This is a genomic window from Pelomonas baiyunensis (assembly GCF_043555935.1).
Taxonomy (GTDB): Bacteria; Pseudomonadota; Gammaproteobacteria; order Burkholderiales; family Burkholderiaceae_C; genus Pelomonas; species Pelomonas baiyunensis.
The window spans coordinates 135,479-150,255 of record NZ_JBIGIB010000002.1 but is presented as its reverse complement, the minus strand read 5'-3'; the positions used below and the strand labels follow the sequence as shown (position 1 = coordinate 150,255).

Sequence of the window (14,777 nt, the reverse complement as noted above, 5' to 3'; positions counted from 1 at the left end):
GCCGGGCCCGTGAAAGCAAAGTGAATCAGGCCGCAGCCGGTGCGCCGTCGGTGCTGACCGGCGGCGTGCCGCTCGGGCCACCAGCCGGTGCCGGCGGCGTGCCGCCCGGCTCCCGCGGGGGACGGCCGGCCATGATGTCCAGGATCTGATCCCGGTCGATGGTTTCCCACTTCATCAGCGCCGCCGTCATGGCTTCGACCTTGTCGCGGTTGTCTTCCAGAATCTTCTGGGCCACGGCGTACTGCTCGTCCAGGATGCGGCGGATTTCGCCGTCGACCTTTTGCTGGGTGCTCTCGCTGATGTTGGCCGTCTTGGTCATGCTGCGACCGAGGAACACTTCGCCCTCGTTCTCGGCGTACACCATCGGGCCCAACAGCTCACTCATGCCGTAGCGCGTGACCATGTCACGGGCCATGCGCGTGGCACGCTCGTAGTCGTTGGACGCGCCGGTGGAGATGTCGTGCACGAACAGGTCTTCGGCAATGCGGCCACCGAACAGGATGCTGATGCTGTTGAGCATCTGCTTGAAGTACAGGCTGTGCTGGTCGCGCTCGGGCAACTGCCAGGTCACACCCAGCGCGCGACCACGCGGCATGATGGTGACCTTGTGAACCGGATCGGTGCCCGGCAGGCACTCCGCCACGATGGCGTGGCCCGACTCGTGGTACGCCGTCGCACGCTTCTCGTCCTCGGACATGACCATGCTCTTGCGCTCGGGGCCCATGTAGAGCTTGTCCTTGGCGCGCTCGAAGTCGATCATTTCCACGAGGCGTGCATTGCGGCGGGCCGCGAACAGCGCCGCCTCATTGACCAGGTTGGCCAGGTCAGCACCGCTCATGCCAGGCGTGCCACGGGCCAGGATGGACGCGTTCACGTCTTGCCCGATGGGCACCTTGCGCATGTGCACGTTCAAGATCTGCTCGCGGCCGCGAATGTCCGGCAGCGTCACGTAGACCTGGCGGTCGAAGCGGCCCGGGCGCAACAGTGCGGGGTCGAGGATGTCCGGGCGGTTCGTGGCCGCGATGACGATGACGCCGAGGTTGGTGTCAAAGCCGTCCATCTCGACGAGCATCTGGTTCAACGTTTGCTCGCGCTCGTCGTTACCGCCGCCGAGGCCCGCACCGCGGTGGCGACCGACCGCGTCGATTTCGTCGATGAAGATGATGCAGGGAGCGCTCTTCTTGGCCTGCTCGAACATGTCGCGCACACGGGCTGCACCCACGCCGACAAACATTTCAACGAAGTCGGAACCCGAGATCGTGAAGAACGGCACCTTGGCCTCGCCGGCGATGGACTTGGCCAGCAAAGTTTTGCCGGTGCCCGGAGGGCCGACCATCAGCACACCACGCGGGATGCGGCCGCCCAGCTTTTGGAACTTTTGCGGGTCCTTCAGGAAGTCGACCAGCTCCTTCACCTCTTCCTTGGCCTCGTCGCAGCCGGCGACATCGGCGAAGGTGATGGTGTTGTTGTTCTCGTCCAGCATGCGGGCCTTGCTCTTGCCGAAGCTGAACGCCCCGCCCTTGCCGCCACCCTGCATCTGGCGCATGAAGTACACCCAGACGCCGATCAGCAGCAGCATGGGCGCCCAGTTGATCAGCATGCTCAGCAGGAAGCTTTGCTCCTCGCGAGGCTTGACGTCGAACTTGACGCCGTTCTTGATCAGGTCACCCACCAGGCCCTGGTCCTTGGCGGTGGCCAGGGTACGCAGCTTGTTGCCTTCGGTGTCTTCCGCGACCACGTCGCCGGCGAAGCCATCCGGCAACACGACCGACTTGATGCGGTGCGCCTGCACCAGATCCAAAAACTCCGAATACGTCACCTGCTTGCCCGGTGCCGTGGAGCCGCCGAACTGCTTCACGACCGTGAACAGCACCAGCGCGATCACGACCCAGACGGCGAACTTAGAAAACCATTGATTGTTCACTGCGACTCCTTGGCCCTGATGGCCCAGCGCGGGTTTCAGGACAGTGGGGGCGATTTTAGGTGACGCAAGGGGGCAACCCCGGGCTTCACTGGGGTTTCAGGCCAATGCCGACCAAGAAGGTCTCGGAAGACCGCTCCCGCGAGGCCTTGGGTTTGACCACCTTGACCACCTTGAAGTGCGCCCGGAAGAGCTGTACCAACTCGTTGTAGCCGCTCCCGTGGAAGACTTTGGCCACCAGCGCGCCTTCCGGCTTGAGGTGCCGGCTGGCGAAATCCACCGCCAGCTCGATCAAGTTGGAAATGCGCGCCGCATCGGTGGACGCGATGCCCGACAAGTTCGGCGCCATGTCCGACACCACCACATCCACGGGCCGACCGGCCAAGGCGCCTTCCAGTTGGGCCAGCACGGCATCCTCCTGGAAGTCGCCCTGGATGAACTGCACGCCCTCGATGGGCTCGAAGTCCAACAGGTCCAGCGCAATGATGGTGCCGTTCAACTGCCCGACCGCCGCCCCGCCCTGCCCCGCCTCTTTGGGCGCGAATTTGCGCCGCAAGTACTGACTCCAGGCCCCAGGCGTGGCGCCCAAGTCGACCACCACCTGCCCCGGCCGGATGAGCTTCAACTCTTCGTCGATTTCCTTCAGCTTGTAGGCCGCGCGGGAGCGATAACCGTCCTTTTGCGCCTGCTGAACGTACGGATCCGAGACATGGTTGTTCAACCACGCCTTGTTGAGCTTCTTGCTTTTGGTTTGCGTTTTCATGCCTACGGGATAATACGGGGATGCCTCAAATCAATCTCACCCCCGCCCAGCGCAAGGAAAAGCGCGCCGATGCCCATCACCTCGACCCGGTCGTGATGATCGGCGGCGAGGGGCTGACCCCGGCCGTCGTGAAGGAAACCGACGCGGCGCTCAAGTCTCATGGCCTGATCAAGGTGCGTGTGCTGGGCGACGACCGCGATGCCCGCGATGCCATGCTCGCCCAGCTGTGCGACGAACTCAATGCCGCCCCCATCCAGCACATCGGCAAGCTGTTGGTGCTGTGGCGCCCGATGCCCGAAAAGGCCAAGGCCGAGCGGGAAGACGCCATGCGGGGCCCGCGCGTGGTGAAGATCGTCAAGTTCTCCAAGAGCGGCAATTCGCGCCCCCAGGTGAGCAAGGTCAAGGTGCTCGGCAACGAGCGCGTGACGCAGGGCGGCGAAATCAAGCGCATCAAGAAGCGCCCGAAGACCACCAGCGTCAAGAAGTCCTTCGCAGACTGATCCAGGCCAGGGCCAGCACCGACAGGCCCTTGACGCCAAAGAACGCGAGCGAGACGCCATGCAAGGCGGCGAAGCTCGCCACCCCGGCCCCCGACCGGGCCTGGGCCATCAAGGGCTGCAGGCCGTAGTAGCCGGCAATGGTGCAAAACAGCGCCACCATCGGCAGCAACAGGCGGGCGGAAAACGGTTGATCGTTCACCTGCCCCGCCTCCGCCGCATCACGCGCCTGGCGGCGCTCGATCAACATCAGCACCAGGCCCAGCGCCAGGCTGATCTGCGCTTCCAGCGCGAAGACCCGTGCCACGTACGCGCCCGCCTGGGCGCGGTCGAGCACCGCAAATGCGCTGGGCGTGGCCACGAGCGCGATGCACAGCAAAAGGCCGCCCCAAAGGGCGGCCAGCAGGGCTTGGAGCCGAGCGAACATCACTCGTAGCGCACTTCGAGAATTTCGTAGCGCTTGATCCCGCCCGGGGCCTGCACTTCGGCCACATCACCGGCCTCCTTGCCGATCAGCGCGCGAGCAATGGGCGAGCTCACCGAAATGCGGCCCAGCTTGATGTCGGCTTCGTCGTCGCCGGTGATCTGGTAGGTCACTTCGCTGCCGCTGGCCTCTTCTTCCAGGTCGACGGTGGCGCCGAACACCACGCGGCCACCGGCATCCAGCGAGGACGGATCGATGATCTGCGCAGCCGCGAGCTTGCCTTCGATTTCCAGGATGCGGCCTTCGATGAAGCCCTGCTTGTCCTTGGCCGCGTCGTACTCGGCGTTTTCGCTCAGGTCACCCTGCGCGCGTGCCTCGGCGATCGCCTGCACCACGGCATGGCGTTCCACGGTCTTGAGGCGATGCAGCTCGGCCTTGAGTGCTTCAGCGCCACGCTTGGTCAGGGGGATGGTCGTCATGTCAAAACTGGAAGGGCAGAAAGAATTCCGCCGCTGCGGCCCGTCTGGAGGCAGCGGCGGCGGAATCGTTGGAGACGCAGTTTAGTTCAGCTCGGCGTGCAGTTCCTGCAGGGATTGCACGAGCAGGCCGTTCTGGTGCTTCATGCCTTCCACCGCGGCTTCGCAACCCGCCATGGTGGTGTAGTAGGTGACACGGTTGGCCAGCGCGGCCTGGCGGATGTAGCGGCTGTCGGCAATGGCCGTGCGGGTTTCGTCCACGGTCGTGAAAACGAGCTGGATGTCGCCGCCCTTGAGCGCGTCGACGATGTGCGGACGGCCGTCCTTGATCTTGTTGATCAGCTTGACCGGCACGCCAGCCTCCGCAATGGCGGCCGCCGTGCCCTTGGTGGCCACGATGCCAAAGCCCAGCGCGTGCAGGTCCTTGGCGATGGCGACCGCACGGGCCTTGTCGCTGTTCTTCACGGTGATCAGCACGTTGCCCGAACGCGGCAGGCGCGAGCCGGCGCCGATCTGGCTCTTGAGCATCGCTTCGCCAAAGGTCTTGGCGGCGCCCATCACTTCGCCGGTCGAACGCATCTCGGGGCTGAGGATGGGGTCCACGCCCGGGAACTTGTTGAACGGGAAGACGGCTTCCTTGACGCTGAAGTACGGCGGCACCACTTCGCGCGGCTGCTTGCCGTTGCGGTCCTTCTGATCCTTGAGCTTCACGCCGGCCATGCAGCGCGCGGCCACCTTGGCCAGTTGCTGGCCGGTGGCCTTGGACACGTAAGGCACCGTGCGCGAGGCGCGCGGGTTCACTTCCAGCACGTAGATCGTGCAGTGCGCCAGGCCCTTCGCGACGTCGCCCTGGATGGCGAACTGCACGTTCATCAGGCCCACGACCTTCAGCGCCTTGGCCATGGCCGCGGTCTGGCGACGCAGCTCGTCCTGCACGTCGGCGGCCAGCGTGTAGGGCGGCAGCGAGCAGGCCGAGTCGCCGCTGTGGATGCCGGCCGCCTCGATGTGCTCCATGATGCCGCCGATCATGGTGTCGACGCCGTCGGAGATGCAGTCCACGTCGACCTCGACAGCGTCTTGCAGGAAGTGGTCCAGCAGCACCGGCGACTTCTCGCTGACGCGCACGGCCTCGCGCATATAGCGCTCCAGGTCCTTGTCGCCGTGCACGATTTCCATCGCGCGGCCGCCCAGCACGTAGCTCGGGCGCACCACCAGCGGATAGCCGATCTCGTTGGCCAAGGTGACGGCCTGCTCTTCGGTGCGTGCGGTGCGGTTGGGCGGCTGCTTCAGGCCCAGCTCGTGCAGCAGCTTCTGGAAGCGCTCACGGTCTTCGGCGATGTCGATGGAATCGGGCGTCGTGCCGATGATGGGCACGCCAGCGCGTTCCAGGTCCAGCGCCAGCTTGAGCGGCGTTTGGCCGCCGTACTGCACGATGACGCCGACCGGCTTCTCCTTGTCGACGATCTCCAGCACGTCTTCCAGCGTGACCGGCTCGAAGTACAGGCGGTCGCTCGTGTCGTAGTCGGTCGAAACGGTTTCGGGGTTGCAGTTGACCATGATGGTCTCGTAGCCGTCCTCGCGCATGGCGAGGGCCGCGTGGACGCAGCAATAGTCGAACTCGATGCCCTGGCCGATGCGGTTCGGGCCACCGCCCAGCACCATGATCTTTTTCTTGTCCGTCGGCTGCGCTTCGCACTCAGCGCCCTCGCCTTCATAGGACGAGTACATGTAGGCCGTCTGCGTCGAGAACTCGGCGGCGCAGGTGTCCACGCGCTTGTAGACCGGGCGCACGTTCAAGGCATGGCGACGGGCGCGCACCTCGTGCTGGTTCGTACCCAGCAGCTTGGCCAGGCGCTTGTCCGAGAAGCCCTTGGTCTTGAGCAGGCGCAGTTCAGCTTCGGTAATGGACTCGATCGCGCGACCCTTGATCGCGCCTTCGATCTGCACCAGTTGCTCGATCTGGGCCAGGAACCACGGGTCCACCGCGGTCTCTTCAAAGATCTCGTCCAGCGTCATGCCGATGCGGAAGGCGTCGGCCAGGAACAGGATGCGCTCAGGGCCGGCTTCGCCGATTTCCTGCACGATCTCTTCACGATCGTTGCTGCGCTCGGTCAGGCCGTCGATGCCCGTCTCCAAACCGCGCAAGGCCTTCTGGAAGGACTCTTGGAACGTGCGGCCCATGGCCATCACTTCGCCGACCGACTTCATCTGCGTCGTCAGGCGCGAGTCGGCCATCGGGAACTTTTCAAAGGCGAAGCGCGGGATCTTGGTGACGACGTAGTCGATGCTGGGCTCGAAGGACGCCGGCGTGGCACCACCTGTGATGTCGTTCTTCAGCTCGTCCAGCGTGTAGCCCACGGCCAGCTTGGCCGCGACCTTGGCGATGGGGAAGCCCGTGGCCTTGGAGGCCAGCGCCGAGGAGCGCGACACGCGCGGGTTCATCTCGATGACGACCATGCGGCCGTCCTTCGGGTTGATGGAGAACTGCACGTTGGAGCCGCCGGTGTCCACGCCGATCTCACGGAGCACAGCGAGCGACGCGTTGCGCAGCAGCTGGTATTCCTTGTCGGACAGCGTCTGGCTCGGGGCCACGGTGATGGAGTCACCCGTGTGGATGCCCATCGGGTCCAGATTCTCGATGGAGCAGACGATGATGCAGTTGTCCGCCTTGTCGCGGACGACTTCCATCTCATATTCCTTCCAGCCGATCAGGCTCTCTTCGATGAGCAGCTCATTGGTGGGCGAGAGGTCCAGGCCGCGCTTGCAGATGGTCTCGAACTCTTCCGGGTTGTAGGCAATGCCGCCGCCCGTGCCGCCCAGCGTGAAGCTGGGGCGGATGACCATGGGGAAGCCGCTGCCGCCGATCTCGGCGTGGATCTGCTTCTGCACCGCCCACGCCTCTTCCAGCGAGTGCGCGATGCCCGACTTGGCCGAGCCCAGGCCGATCTTGGTCATCGCATCCTTGAACTTCAGGCGGTCTTCGGCCTTCTCGATGGCGACCTCGTTGGCGCCGATCATCTCGACGTTGTACTTGGCCAGCACGCCGTGCTTGTGCAGATCCAGCGCGCAGTTCAGCGCGGTCTGGCCGCCCATGGTCGGCAGCACCGCATCCGGACGCTCCTTGGCGATGATCTTCTCGACGACCTGCCAGGTGATGGGCTCGATGTAGGTGACGTCGGCCGTGTCCGGGTCCGTCATGATCGTCGCCGGGTTGCTGTTCACCAGGATGACCTTGTAGCCCTCCTCGCGCAGCGCCTTGCAGGCCTGGGCGCCGGAGTAGTCGAACTCGCAGGCCTGGCCGATGATGATCGGGCCGGCGCCGATGATGAGGATGCTCTTGAGGTCTGTACGTTTCGGCATGGCGGTCTGCGCTCTTGGAACTTTTTAGAGGGTGGCCGTGGCCAACTTGGCCCCGAATCCAACGAAAAGGGCACCGACGCCGGCGTTCGCGGTGCCGGCCAGCTTGCGGCGCGCACGGAAGGCAGCAGCCAGGCGGGCGCCGGCAAAGATCAGCGTCGAGAGATAAGCAAAGCTGAGCACCTGGATGATGGTGCCCAGGATCAAAAAGGTCAGCGCCGGCGCGGGATACGCAGGGTCGACGAACTGGATGAAAAAGCTCAGCAGGAAGGCAATCGCCTTGGGGTTGAGCAGACTCACCACCAGCGCCTTGCGGAAGGGTTGGCGGGCATCGACGACGCGCGGGGCATCGTCATTGGCATCCCCGCGCCAGGTACTGACAGCACCGCGCAGCAGTTGCAGCCCGATCCAGCCCAGGTAGAGGGCGCCGACCATCTTCACGGCAAAGAAGATCTGCGGGCTGGCCATCAGCAGCGAAGCGCCGCCGGCTGCAGCCGCGGTCATCAACACCGTGTCGCCCACGAACACGCCGCAGGCGGCGGTGTAGCCGGCACGCACGCCCCGCTGGGCCGCCACCGACAGCACGTACAGCGAATTGGGCCCGGGCAGCAGGATGATGAACACCGCTGCTGCCACGAAGGTGCCGAGGTCGGTGATGCCGAACATCGCGCCGTCCTCGCCGATCAGGCCTGGGCCATCAGGCCGATGAAGCGGTCAAACAGGTAGGCAATGTCGTGCGGGCCCGGACTGGCTTCCGGGTGGCCCTGGAAGCTGAACGCCGGCTTGTCCGTGCGGGCAATGCCTTGCAGCGTGCCGTCGAACAGGCTGATGTGCGTGGCCCGCAGGTGAGCCGGCAGCGTTTCCGCATCGACCGCAAAACCGTGGTTCTGGCTGGTGATGCCCACGCGGCCGCTGTCCAGGTCCTTCACCGGGTGGTTGGCACCGTGGTGACCGAACTTCATCTTGAAGGTCTTGGCGCCGCTGGCCAGCGCCAGGATCTGGTGGCCCAGGCAAATGCCGAACACGGGCGTGCCCGACTCGATCAACTCCGCCGTGGCGCGGATCGCGTAATCGCAGGGCTCCGGGTCGCCAGGGCCGTTGGACAGGAAAACGCCGTTCGGATTCAGGGCGAGCACGTCGGCCGCAGCCGTTTGCGCCGGCACGACGGTGACCTTGCAGCCGCGCTCGGCCAGCATGCGCAGGATGTTGTGCTTCACGCCGAAGTCGTAGGCGACGACGTGGAACTTGGGGGCCGCTTGCGTGCCGTAGCCAGCACCCAGCTTCCACTCGGTTTGGGTCCAGACTTCCGACGACGTGCGGCTGACAACCTTGGCCAGGTCCAGCCCCGCCATGGACGGCGCCGCTTGGGCCGCCGCCACGGCCGTGTCGATGTGCGCTTGGGTGATGGCCTCGCCAGCGGCCAGCGCCAGGATGCAGCCGTTCTGGGCGCCGGTGGTGCGCAGCACGCGCGTCAGGCGGCGGGTATCCAGGCCGGCGATGGCGACGGTGCCTTGCTCGCGCAGGTAGGCGTCGAGCGTCTTGCCAGCGCGGAAGTTGGAAGCGCGGACCGGCAGGTCCTTCACGACCAAGCCGGCCGCGTAGACCTTGGACGATTCCACGTCTTCGTCGCTGATGCCGTAGCTGCCGATGTGCGGGTAGGTCAGCGTGACGATCTGACGGCAGTAGCTCGGGTCGGTCAGGATCTCCTGATAGCCGGTGAGCGAGGTGTTGAACACCACCTCCCCCACCGTCTGGCCCGTGGCGCCGATGGACTGACCTCGGAACACTGTCCCATCCGCCAGAGCCAAGATTGCTTGAGGGGGATGGAGCAGGTCGGTCAGCACAGGGGGTCTCCGCAAATGGCACGCGTGGCCGGCGGCAACCCCGTCCGAAAGGACGGATCAGCTCAAGACACTGAAGGGGTGTGCGCCGGGCAGCGAGGTGGGTTCAGGTAAACCCATCGAGTATAGCCGACTGGGGTAAGTACGGAGGCTTCGTGACGCGCTGGTGACGCCTCAAAGTGCCGCGATGCCGGCTTTGGCGATTTCCGCGTCTTCGCTGGACTTCACGCCGCTCACGCCGACAGCGCCGATGCACTGGCCGTCCACCAGAATGGGCACGCCACCTTCGAGCAAGCCCTGCAGGCCGGGCGCACTCAGGAACGACGTGCGTCCCTGATTGATGATGTCCTCGTACACCTTGGACTCCCGACGGCCCAGGGCCGCCGTGTGCGCCTTGGCGGGTGCAATTTGGGCAGACACCGCCGGTGCGCCGTCCAAGCGCTGCAGCCACAGCAGATGGCCGCCGGCGTCCACGATGGCAATGGTCACGGCCCATTGGTGAGCCAGGGCATGGGCCTCTGCTGCAGCGGCGATGCGCTTGACGTCAGACAGTTCGAGTTGGGCTTGCTGTTTCATGGGCTTGAATTCCTTGGGAGGACGCCCAATGTAGCGGCGCCGGGCCACCCTAGAATCCGCCCGGTTTTCATTTCTCTCTTGGAGGAACGTCATGAACGAAAGCTTGCAGACCGCCTACGGCTTTGCCGGGGGTGACCTCGCGGCCGAGCGCCAACGCGTCTTGCGCAACACCTACTGGCTGCTGGCCCTGTCGCTGGTGCCGACGGTGCTGGGCGCCTGGATCGGCGTGTCCACCGGACTGTTCCGGATGATGAGCCCGGGCATGAGTGCCATCGTGTTCTTCGTCGGCGCCTTCGGCTTGATGTTCGTCATCGAGAAGACCAAGGAAAGCGCCGCCGGAGTGGGCGCCCTGCTGGCGTTCACGTTCTTCATGGGCCTGATGCTGTCGCGCCTCGTGGGCTACGTGCTGGGCTTCAAGAACGGCACCTCGCTCGTGATGACCGCCTTCGGCGGCACGGCGGCTGTGTTCTTCACCATGGCCAGCTTGGCTACCGTCATCAAGCGCGACTTGTCCTCGATGGGCAAGTTCCTGGTGGTGGGCGCCGTCATCCTGATGGTGGCCGGCATCGCGAACATCTTCCTGCAGTCGTCCGCGCTGATGCTGACCATGCTGGTGATGTCGCTGGGCATCTTCTCGGCCTTCATGCTGTACGACATCAAGCGCGTGATCGACGGCGGCGAGACGAACTACATCACGGCCACGCTGGCGATTTACCTGGACATCTACAACGTGTTCCAGAGCCTGCTGTCGCTGCTGGGCATCTTCGGCGGCGACCGCGACTGATCGCAGCACGCGCAAATCAAAGGCGGCTTCGGCCGCCTTTTTCTTTGCCCGGCCCGGCGATCACCGGCCCGCTTATTTGGCCGCCTATTTGGCCGCTGGTTTGGCCGCCGGCGTGTAGTTCTTCAGCACGTAGGGCGGGCTCAACAGCACCGGGTGGCCGACCTGCCCCAGTTGCAGAGCCAGATTGACGGTGCCCGCCGCAAACGCATCGCCTGACGCGCCGCTCACCACCACCGCCTCCAGCTTGTTGGTCAACGTCACCTGCCCGGCCACCACGGCGGTGTACGGCGCGGCACCCAGCTGCAGGAGCAGCGGCACCACGGCCCGCGCCTTGGCATCGTCGGTGTCCAGCCGCGCCCAGAGCAGCGCTTGCAGCTTGTCTCCCTTGGCGATGGCTGCACTCAGCGGCACCACCGCCCCCACATCCCAAGCGTTGGCCTTGGCGCCCATCCAGCCCACACGCAAGCAGGCCTTGCCGGTCAGCGCGCACGGCACGGTCTGCACGCCACCGGTGTCGCCATACACCGACCATGCGGCCAGGCTGGGCGCGTTGACCAAGTGGTCCAGCGCCGGGTCGCGTGCCGGCGCTGCGGCGGCTGCCTTGTCGGGAATCAAGGCGCCGAGGATGGGCTTCACCCAGCCATCTGCCTTCATGTCCCACAGGATGAAGTCCGAATCGAACTGCCAGTAGGTCCAGCCAAAGCCCCGCGCCTCGGCGGCGCGCGCCACCGCCGATGTCCAGGCCACGCGCTGCGCCATGCCGGCCGACTCCAGCGCGCCGAACTCACCCAGCAGGATGGGGCGCTGCTGCTGATCAGACCAAGCCTTCACCCGGTCCATGTCCTTTTGCAGCTTCTGCAACTCGGCCGGCGTGCCCCAGGTCACGCCTGACAGCTTTTGGAACTCCGGCGTCCAGTGCGCGCCCTGATGGGTGAACTCCATCGGGGTGTAGTAGTGGAAGGTCACGATGAGCCGCCGGTCGGCCGCGGGCAGCCGCAGGGTGTCCAGGTGGTCCAGCGAGTTCCAGAACTTGGGGCCGACGATCACGCGGCGCTGCGGATTGGTCTGCCGGATGATGGCCAGGTTCTCGGCCAGCATGTCGTTCCAGAGCGCATCCGCCGCGCCATTTGGCTCGTTCAGGATCTCGAAAATGACCGCGTCCGGCGCCCCTTGATACCGGGGCGCCACCTGCTGCCAGAAGGCCCGCAGCTTCGCGCGGCAGACCTCCACGCTTTGGGCGCACTCGGTGAAGTTGTGCTCGTCGAGGATGACCTGCAGACCCGCCTTCAGGCCTGCGTCGACCAGCGCATCCAGCTGGCGAAACCACGCGGCAGGCAGCCGGTTGTCGGCGTCCATGTGCACGAAGGCCTGGAGATTGAGCCGCACATGGTCAAAGCCGCCATCGCGAATCGCCTGCAGGTGTCGGAGCTGAAAGCGTGCTTGGGCCGGGTCTTTCCAGAGCGGGTCGTACCCGACGATGTTGACCCCACGGCGCGGCACCTCCGGCAGCGCCGTGCCCGCACCCTGGGCCGCTGCACAAGCCAGCCAGCCTCCCGCCAACAACGCCACTCCCAAGCGGCGAATCCATTGCAAACGCGTTCCCACGGGCAGTCTCCTGGATTGGAATGAATGAAGTAAACAAAGCTAAACAGCTTTGTTTACCTATTCTGTCCACACGCCAGGCGCCGGCGTATCGGGCTAACGCGGAGAAGCCCGCCGCGCGGGCCGCCGCAACTTCAGCACTCGAACACCGCGATGGATTCGACGTGCGCGGTGTGCGGGAACATGTTCACTGCGCTGGCTGCCGTGCAGCGGTAGCCCGCCAGATTCACCAGCAACCCGGCGTCACGCGCGAGCGTCGCGGGATTGCAGCTGACGTAGACGATGCGCCGCGGCGGCGTCCAACCGGGTGCCAGGCTCGGGTCCTGCGCAATGTCGGCCACCGCCTTGGCCAGGGCGAACGCGCCCTCGCGGGGCGGGTCGATGAGCCAGCGGTCGGCCACGCCGTCCGCGGCCAGCAGCTCCGGCGTCATCTCAAAAAGATTGCGCGCCACGAAATGCGTCTTGTGGGCCAGGCCGTTGACGACGGCGTTCTCGCGCGAGCGCTGCACCAGGGCTTCGCTGCCCTCGATGCCCAGCACCTCGCGGGCCTGCGTGGCCAGCGGCAGGGTGAAGTTGCCCAGGCCACAGAACCAGTCGATGACGCGGTCGTCCTTTTGCACCGCCAGCAGCCGCAGCGCGCGCCCCACCAGGGCCGAATTGATGTGCGGGTTGACCTGCGTGAAATCGGTGGGCTTGAACGGCATGCGCACGCCAAACTCCGGCAGGGCGTACGCCAGCTGCGGGCCGCCTTCGTCCAGCAGCTTGACGGTGTCCGGCCCCTTGGGCTGCAGCCACCATTGCACGCCATGCTCGGCGGCGAAGGCGCGCAGCAGCGCCACGTCGCCGTCGGGCAGCGGGTTCAGGTGGCGCAGCACCAGGGCGATCACCTCGTCCCCCATGGCCAACTCGATCTGGGGCAGGCGGTCGCGCTCGGCCATGCTGGCGATGAGTTGGCGCAGCGGCATCAGCAAGTCGCTCACGACCTTGGGCACCACCTTGCAGACCTGCATGTCCGCCACGTAGCGGCTCTTGCGCTCATGGAAGCCGATGAGCACTTCGCCCTTCTTGGCCACATAGCGCACCGAGAAACGTGCCCGGTAGCGGTAGCCCCAGGTCGGGCCCTCGATAGGCCGCAACAGCACTTCGGGCTTGACCTTGCCGAGGTGCCAGAGGTTGTCCTCCACCACGCGCTGCTTGACCGCCACCTGCGCCCCAGCCTGCAGGTGCTGCATCTTGCAGCCGCCGCAGGCGCCCGCGTGCAGGCCAAAGTGCGGGCAGCCCGGCGTCACGCGCAGCGGGCTTTCCTTCTTGATCTCGGTGAGCTGGCCCTGCTCCCAGTTGTTCTTGCGGCGGGAGATCTGGGCCTTGACGATTTCGCCCGGCAGGGCCCCGTCGATGAACACCACCTTGCCTTCAGCGTTGTGCGCCACGCCCTGCGCCTCAAGCTCGATGCTCTCGACCTTGAGCCATTCGGTTGTCTGATTCATCCCCGAATTATCCGGGGCCGGCGCGCCGGCTCAGAACAGCGAGTCCCGATCCACCCCGTGCCGCACCATGTTGCGCTTGAGTTTGCTCAGCGCCTCCAGCTGGATTTGTCGGATGCGCTCGCGCGTGAGGTTCAGGCGCACCGCCAGCACATCCAGCGTCTCCGGCTCTCGGTCGGCCAGGCCATAGCGGCCCGCCAGCACCTCGCGCTCGCGTTCGTTCAAGCTGGCCAAGCCATGGCGCAGCAAGGCCTCCACCTCGTGCGACAGCCGCTGGCCCACCGGGTCGAGCGCCTGGTCATCCGCCACCAGGTCCACCATCGCCTCACCGGCCTCAGCCCCTCGATCGACCGGCGCATCCAGCGAGCTCGGCAACTCGGCATAAGCCAGCAGGTCGTTCACCTCCGACACTGGGCGGTGCAGGGCCTGCGCAATCGCCTCGACGCGAATCTTGCCGTCGCCCCCTTGCGCACTCTGCACGGCCTCCAGCGCACGCCGGGCCTTGAGCACCTGGTTGAGCTCACGCACGATGTGCACCGGCAGCCGAACCAAGCGCGCCTGGTGCATCAGCGCCCGCTCGATGCTCTGGCGAATCCACCAGCTGGCGTAGGTGGAGAAGCGAAACCCGCGCTCCGGCTCGAACTTGCCGATGGCGTGCATCAACCCCAGGTTTCCCTCTTCGATGAGGTCGCTCATGGGCAAACCACGGCCGAGGTAGTGCTTGGCAATGCTGACCACCAGGCGCAGGTTGTGTTCGATCATGGCCTGGCGCGCCTCGAAGCTGCCTTGCCGCGCGGCCAGCGCGGTCTCGAATTCCTGCTGCGGCGTGAGCAGCGGCGTGCGGCGGATGTCCCTCAGGTAGGCCTGAAGCGCATTGCCTGTGTCGAGATCATCTCCGCCCGAAGGGCCCGGTTCCCCGGGGCTGGCGGCCGCATCGGCGGCCGGCTCACCCGGCTCGTCAGCGTCCTGCGGCGCACCGTCCGGGTTGTTCGGTGAAAGTCCAGCGCGCTTCATGACAGATGGGCGGGCTGGACATCCGTGGGGCGGCGCGA

At 65.6% G+C, this 14,777-nt stretch carries 13 protein-coding genes; 2 read left to right on the top strand and 11 right to left on the bottom strand.

The genetic code is table 11. The features are described 5' to 3' along the window. Positions 1 to 25: 25 nt before the first annotated feature. Both ftsH and ACG01O_RS07060 read right to left on the bottom strand, forming a co-directional pair. Positions 26 to 1,924, bottom strand: coding sequence for an ATP-dependent zinc metalloprotease FtsH (ftsH, locus tag ACG01O_RS07065; protein WP_394382883.1), 1,899 nt, complete (start codon positions 1,922 to 1,924; stop codon positions 26 to 28). Between the two features lie 85 nt (positions 1,925 to 2,009). Continuing rightward, a complete protein-coding gene (locus ACG01O_RS07060) occupies positions 2,010 to 2,684 on the bottom strand; it encodes an RlmE family RNA methyltransferase (RefSeq protein WP_394382880.1) in 675 nt (224 codons plus the stop codon). Between the two features lie 20 nt (positions 2,685 to 2,704). On the opposite strand from ACG01O_RS07060, the gene ACG01O_RS07055 reads away from it, so the two are divergent. After that, positions 2,705 to 3,184 carry a YhbY family RNA-binding protein gene (locus ACG01O_RS07055; protein ID WP_394382877.1) on the top strand — a complete coding sequence of 160 codons (480 nt, stop codon included), beginning with the start codon at positions 2,705 to 2,707 and terminating at the stop codon, positions 3,182 to 3,184. On the opposite strand, the gene ACG01O_RS07050 is transcribed toward ACG01O_RS07055, so the two are convergent. The 6 genes from ACG01O_RS07050 to ACG01O_RS07025 form a co-directional block, all read right to left on the bottom strand. After that, the gene (locus ACG01O_RS07050; protein ID WP_394382875.1) at positions 3,162 to 3,608 is read right to left on the bottom strand and encodes a DUF4149 domain-containing protein; all 447 of its coding nucleotides are present in this window, start codon (positions 3,606 to 3,608) and stop codon (positions 3,162 to 3,164) included. The two genes, ACG01O_RS07055 and ACG01O_RS07050, sit on opposite strands and share 23 nt — an antisense overlap. Then, complete coding sequence (gene greA, locus ACG01O_RS07045) at positions 3,608 to 4,084, bottom strand: transcription elongation factor GreA (protein WP_394382873.1); 477 nt, start codon at positions 4,082 to 4,084, stop codon at positions 3,608 to 3,610. The genes ACG01O_RS07050 and greA overlap by 1 nt, the downstream gene beginning before the upstream one ends. An 81-nt stretch (positions 4,085 to 4,165) precedes the next feature. Then, entirely contained in the window at positions 4,166 to 7,441 is a 3,276-nt protein-coding gene (gene carB / locus ACG01O_RS07040; RefSeq protein WP_394382869.1) for a carbamoyl-phosphate synthase large subunit, read from the bottom strand. Between the two features lie 24 nt (positions 7,442 to 7,465). Further along, complete coding sequence (gene leuE / locus ACG01O_RS07035) at positions 7,466 to 8,104, bottom strand: leucine efflux protein LeuE (RefSeq protein ID WP_394382866.1); 639 nt, start codon at positions 8,102 to 8,104, stop codon at positions 7,466 to 7,468. Positions 8,105 to 8,121: 17 nt separating this feature from the next. Continuing rightward, complete coding sequence (gene carA / locus ACG01O_RS07030; RefSeq protein WP_394382864.1) at positions 8,122 to 9,282, bottom strand: glutamine-hydrolyzing carbamoyl-phosphate synthase small subunit; 1,161 nt, start codon at positions 9,280 to 9,282, stop codon at positions 8,122 to 8,124. Between the two features lie 171 nt (positions 9,283 to 9,453). Then, complete coding sequence (locus tag ACG01O_RS07025; protein ID WP_394382862.1) at positions 9,454 to 9,855, bottom strand: GlcG/HbpS family heme-binding protein; 402 nt, start codon at positions 9,853 to 9,855, stop codon at positions 9,454 to 9,456. A gap of 91 nt (positions 9,856 to 9,946) precedes the next feature. Here ACG01O_RS07025 and ACG01O_RS07020 point away from each other — a divergent pair, with 91 nt between their 5' ends. Further along, complete coding sequence (locus ACG01O_RS07020; RefSeq protein ID WP_394382859.1) at positions 9,947 to 10,639, top strand: Bax inhibitor-1/YccA family protein; 693 nt, start codon at positions 9,947 to 9,949, stop codon at positions 10,637 to 10,639. A gap of 84 nt (positions 10,640 to 10,723) precedes the next feature. Here ACG01O_RS07020 and ACG01O_RS07015 read toward each other — a convergent pair whose 3' ends face one another. From ACG01O_RS07015 to rpoS, 3 genes are all read right to left on the bottom strand, one after another. Continuing rightward, the gene (locus ACG01O_RS07015; protein ID WP_394382857.1) at positions 10,724 to 12,244 is read right to left on the bottom strand and encodes a glycoside hydrolase family 5 protein; all 1,521 of its coding nucleotides are present in this window, start codon (positions 12,242 to 12,244) and stop codon (positions 10,724 to 10,726) included. A 131-nt stretch (positions 12,245 to 12,375) separates the two neighbouring features. After that, the gene (gene rlmD / locus ACG01O_RS07010) at positions 12,376 to 13,728 is read right to left on the bottom strand and encodes a 23S rRNA (uracil(1939)-C(5))-methyltransferase RlmD (protein WP_394382854.1); all 1,353 of its coding nucleotides are present in this window, start codon (positions 13,726 to 13,728) and stop codon (positions 12,376 to 12,378) included. Positions 13,729 to 13,758: 30 nt separating this feature from the next. After that, positions 13,759 to 14,739 carry an RNA polymerase sigma factor RpoS gene (gene rpoS / locus ACG01O_RS07005; protein WP_394382851.1) on the bottom strand — a complete coding sequence of 327 codons (981 nt, stop codon included), beginning with the start codon at positions 14,737 to 14,739 and terminating at the stop codon, positions 13,759 to 13,761. Between the last annotated feature and the right edge of the window lie 38 nt (positions 14,740 to 14,777).

Coding starts and splice junctions, on each gene's coding strand:
- ACG01O_RS07060 (WP_394382880.1), bottom strand. CDS start 2,684: ATGAAAACGCAAACCAAAAGCAAGAAGCTCAACAAGGCGTGGTTGAAC.
- rlmD (WP_394382854.1), bottom strand. CDS start 13,728: ATGAATCAGACAACCGAATGGCTCAAGGTCGAGAGCATCGAGCTTGAG.
- leuE (WP_394382866.1), bottom strand. CDS start 8,104: ATGTTCGGCATCACCGACCTCGGCACCTTCGTGGCAGCAGCGGTGTTC.
- carB (WP_394382869.1), bottom strand. CDS start 7,441: ATGCCGAAACGTACAGACCTCAAGAGCATCCTCATCATCGGCGCCGGC.
- greA (WP_394382873.1), bottom strand. CDS start 4,084: ATGACGACCATCCCCCTGACCAAGCGTGGCGCTGAAGCACTCAAGGCC.
- ACG01O_RS07020 (WP_394382859.1), top strand. CDS start 9,947: ATGAACGAAAGCTTGCAGACCGCCTACGGCTTTGCCGGGGGTGACCTC.
- ACG01O_RS07025 (WP_394382862.1), bottom strand. CDS start 9,855: ATGAAACAGCAAGCCCAACTCGAACTGTCTGACGTCAAGCGCATCGCC.
- ACG01O_RS07055 (WP_394382877.1), top strand. CDS start 2,705: ATGCCTCAAATCAATCTCACCCCCGCCCAGCGCAAGGAAAAGCGCGCC.
- ACG01O_RS07050 (WP_394382875.1), bottom strand. CDS start 3,608: ATGTTCGCTCGGCTCCAAGCCCTGCTGGCCGCCCTTTGGGGCGGCCTT.
- rpoS (WP_394382851.1), bottom strand. CDS start 14,739: ATGAAGCGCGCTGGACTTTCACCGAACAACCCGGACGGTGCGCCGCAG.